Source organism: Melaminivora alkalimesophila, from assembly GCF_000282995.1.
In the GTDB taxonomy this organism is placed as follows: Bacteria; Pseudomonadota; Gammaproteobacteria; order Burkholderiales; family Burkholderiaceae_C; genus Melaminivora; species Melaminivora alkalimesophila.
Map to the genome: position 1 here is coordinate 1 of NZ_ALEE01000150.1, position 3,848 is coordinate 3,848.

Here is a 3,848-nt window from a genome sequence, read left to right on the forward strand (position 1 = left end):
GCGGCGCGCCGCTGGCCAGCGAGGACGTGTTCGCTGCCGTGCGCGCGGTGCACCGCCGGGTGCGCGGCTCCTATGCGGTGGTCGCGCTGATTGCCGGCTACGGGTTGCTGGCCTTTCGCGATCCCTACGGCATCCGGCCGCTGTGCCTGGGCCGCGGCAGCGACGGCACCATCATGCTGGCCAGCGAATCGGTGGCGCTGGAGGGCACGCTGCACCAGCTCGAGCGCGACGTGGCGCCCGGCGAGGCGGTGTACGTGCATCTGGACGGGCGCATCGAGGCGCAGCAATGCGCCGACGGTGCCCACGGCCTGCACCCCTGCATCTTCGAATACGTGTATCTTGCGCGGCCGGATTCGGTCATGGACGGCATCTCCGTCTACCAGGCGCGCCTGAACATGGGCGAGACGCTCGCCAAGCGCGTGGTCTCGACCGTGCCGCCCAGCGAGATCGACGCCATCATCCCGGTGCCCGAGTCCAGCCGCCCGAGCGCCATGCAGCTGGCCCAGAAGCTGGGCATTCCCTACCGCGAGGGCTTCGTCAAGAACCGCTACGTGGGCCGCACTTTCATCATGCCGGGCCAGGCGACACGCAAGAAGTCGGTGCGCCAGAAGCTCAACGCCATCGGCAGCGAGTTCAAGGGCCGGCGCGTGCTGCTGGTCGACGACTCGATCGTGCGCGGCACCACCTCCAAGGAGATCGTGCAGATGGCGCGCGACGCGGGCGCCACCAAGGTCTACCTCGCATCCGCGGCGCCGCCGGTGCGCCACCCGAACGTCTATGGCATCGACATGCCCACGCGCGAGGAGCTGATCGCACACGGGCGCAGCGTGGAGGAGATCCGCCAGTGGATCGGCGCCGATGCGCTGATCTACCAGGACCTGGACGCCATGAAACAGGCGGTGGGCGCGCTCAACGCCGGCGTGCAGGGCTTCGAGGCCTCGTGTTTCGATGGCAGCTACATCACGGGCGACATCTCCGACGAGGCGCTGGAGGCGCCCCACGCCGGCCGCAGCCACGCCGACGACGAGGAGCAGGAAGACACCTCGCGCCTGTCCCTGCCCAATGCCCATGCCGCCTGAGCGCCACGCGCCCGGGCACCCTTTTCCCGCAGCCGAGGAGTCTTTCTTCAGTGACTGAACGCCGCTTGCCCGAGGGCCTGCGCCCCGAGACCCTGGCCGTGCGCGAGGCCGTCGCGCGCAGCCAATGGGGCGAACACAGCGAGGCCCTGTACCTGACCAGCAGCTTCGTGCAAAGCGACAGCGAGAGCGCCGCGCGGCGCTTTGCCAACGAAGAGCCGGGCTACACCTACACGCGCAGCGCCAACCCGACGGTGGCGAGCTTCGAGCGCCGCCTGGCCGCCCTGGAAGGCACCGAATGCGCCGTGGCGACCAGCACCGGCATGTCCGCCATCCTGCTGATGGCGCTCACCGTGCTGCAAAGCGGCGACCACGTGGTCGCCTCCCAGTCGATGTTCGGCTCGACGCTCAAGCTGCTCGGCTCCGAGATGACGCGCTTCGGCGTGGAGACCACCTTCGTGTCGCAGACCGACGTACAGGCCTGGAAGGACGCCATTCGGCCCAACACCCGCCTGCTGTTCGCCGAGACGCCGACCAACCCGCTGACCGACCTGTGCGACATCGCTGCGCTGGCCGCGCTGGCGCACGAGCGCGGCATTCTGCTCGCGGTGGACAACAGCTTTTCCTCGCCCGTGCTGCAGCGCCCCGCGCAGCTCGGCGCCGACATCGTCGTCTATTCCGGCACCAAGATCCTGGAGGGGCAGGGCCGCGTCATGGCCGGCGCGGTCTGCGGCACGGAGGCGCTGGTGGACAAGGTAATGGGCACCTTCATGCGCAGCGCCGGGCTGAACCTCTCGCCCTTCAACGCCTGGGTGGTGCTCAAGGGCCTGGAGACGCTGGCGCTGCGCGTGCGCGCCCAGAGCGCGGCGGCGCTGGAGCTGGCGCAGTGGCTGCAGCAGCACCCGAGGGTGGCGCGCGTGCACTATCCGGGCCTGGCCAGCCACCCGCAGCACGCGCTTGCCATGCGCCAGCAGTCGGGCATGGGCGGCGCCGTGGTCGCCTTCGACGTGGCCGGTGGCGATGCGGCAGAGCGGCGCGCCAACGCCTTCCACGTGATCGACCGCACGCGCGTGTGCTCCATCACGGCCAACCTCGGCGACGTCAAGACCACCATCACCCACCCGGCCAGCACCTCGCATGGCCGCCTGAGCGAAGAGCAGCGCCAGGCCGCCGGCATCGGCCAGGGGCTGGTCCGGCTGTCGGTGGGGCTGGAACACATCGAAGACCTGAAGGCGGACCTCGCCCGCGGACTGGACACCCTCGCATGACCCAAGCACATTCCCCCCAAGTACGCACCCGCTTCGCGCCCTCGCCGACGGGCTTCATCCACCTGGGCAACATCCGCTCGGCCCTGTATCCCTGGGCCTTCGCGCGCTCCCGCGGCGGCGTCTTCATCCTGCGCATCGAGGACACGGACGTGGAGCGCTCCACCCAGGCCGCCGTGGACGTGATCCTCGAGGGCATGCGGTGGCTGGAGCTGGACATCGACGAGGGCCCGTTCTTCCAGATGCAGCGCATGCAGCGCTATCGCGAAGTGCTGGCGCAGCTCGTCGCCAGTGGCCACGTCTATCCCTGCTACATGAGCGTCGAGGAGCTCGACGCGTTGCGCGAGCGCCAGACGGCCGCCAAGCAAAAACCCCGCTACGACGGCACCTGGCGGCCCGAGCCCGGCAAGCAGCTCCCGCCCGTCCCGGAAGGGGTGCAGCCGGTGCTTCGCTTTCGGACGCCCAAGGACGGCGTGGTCGGCTGGGATGACAAGTGCAAGGGCCGCATCGAGTTCCAGAACAGCGAGCTCGACGACTTGGTCATTGCCCGCCCGGACGGCACGCCCACCTACAACTTCTGCGTCTGCGTGGACGACATGGACATGGGCATCACCCATGTGATCCGCGGCGACGACCACGTGAACAACACGCCGCGCCAGATCCACATCTTCGAGGCGCTCGGCGCGCGGGTGCCGGTCTTCGCCCACCTGCCCACGGTGCTCAACGAGCAGGGCGAGAAGATGAGCAAGCGAAACGGCGCCAAGCCCGTCACGCAGTACCGTGACGAGGGTTACCTGCCGGATGCCATGGTGAACTACCTGGCGCGCCTGGGCTGGAGCCACGGCGACGACGAGATCTTCTCGCGGGCGCAGTTCCTCGAATGGTTCGACCTGGATCACCTGGGCCGAAGCGCCGGCCAGTTCGACGAGGCCAAGCTGCGCTGGGTCAACGCCCAGCACCTGAAGGCGCTGCCGGACGAGCGCCTGGCCGAGCTGGTGCGGCCCTTCGTGCTGCGCGAGGGCATTGCAGAAGAGCGGCTCGACGAGCGCCTGCCGCGCATCTGCGCGCTGTTCAAGGACCGCTGCGACACCCTGGTGGACCTGGCGCGCTGGATCCGGCCCTTCTATGCCGACGCCATCGAGCCCGACCCCGAAGACCTGGCCCGGCACGTGACCGAGGCCGCCCAGCCGCTGCTCGACGCCTTCGCCGTCGCCATCGCCCAGGTCGAGTGGAGCCGCGAGGCGATCGCCGCCGCCCTCAAGGACGTTCTCAAGGCGCAGGGCGCGAAAATGCCGCAACTGGCCATGCCGGTGCGCGTGCTGACGCTGGGCACGGCGCACACGCCCTCGGTGGATGCGGTGCTGGAACTGCTCGGGCGCGAAAAAATCCTCGCGAGGTTGAAAAACCGCTGAAAATCTGTATATACTTCGAGGCTCAGCAGATCGCGATGCAAGCTGCTTGCGAACGTCACGATCTGAGTGGGGGTATAGCTCAGCTGGGAGAGCGC

The 3,848-nt window shown here is 68.9% G+C and carries 3 protein-coding genes; all 3 read left to right on the forward strand.

Annotation, left to right across the window (positions count from 1 at the left end; all coding sequences use genetic code 11):
• The coding region (gene purF, locus A612_RS02285) for an amidophosphoribosyltransferase (protein ID WP_019372989.1) at window positions 1-1,079 on the forward strand (1,079 nt) is incomplete at its 5' end.
• A gap of 50 nt (window positions 1,080-1,129) precedes the next feature.
• Complete coding sequence (locus A612_RS02290) at window positions 1,130-2,344, forward strand: O-succinylhomoserine sulfhydrylase (protein ID WP_040435711.1); 1,215 nt, start codon at window positions 1,130-1,132, stop codon at window positions 2,342-2,344.
• Window positions 2,341-3,753 (forward strand): glutamate--tRNA ligase, encoded by a 1,413-nt coding sequence (gene gltX / locus A612_RS02295; RefSeq protein WP_019372991.1) that lies wholly within the window; start codon window positions 2,341-2,343, stop codon window positions 3,751-3,753. The genes A612_RS02290 and gltX overlap by 4 nt, the downstream gene beginning before the upstream one ends.
• The last annotated feature ends 95 nt before the right edge of the window (window positions 3,754-3,848 follow it).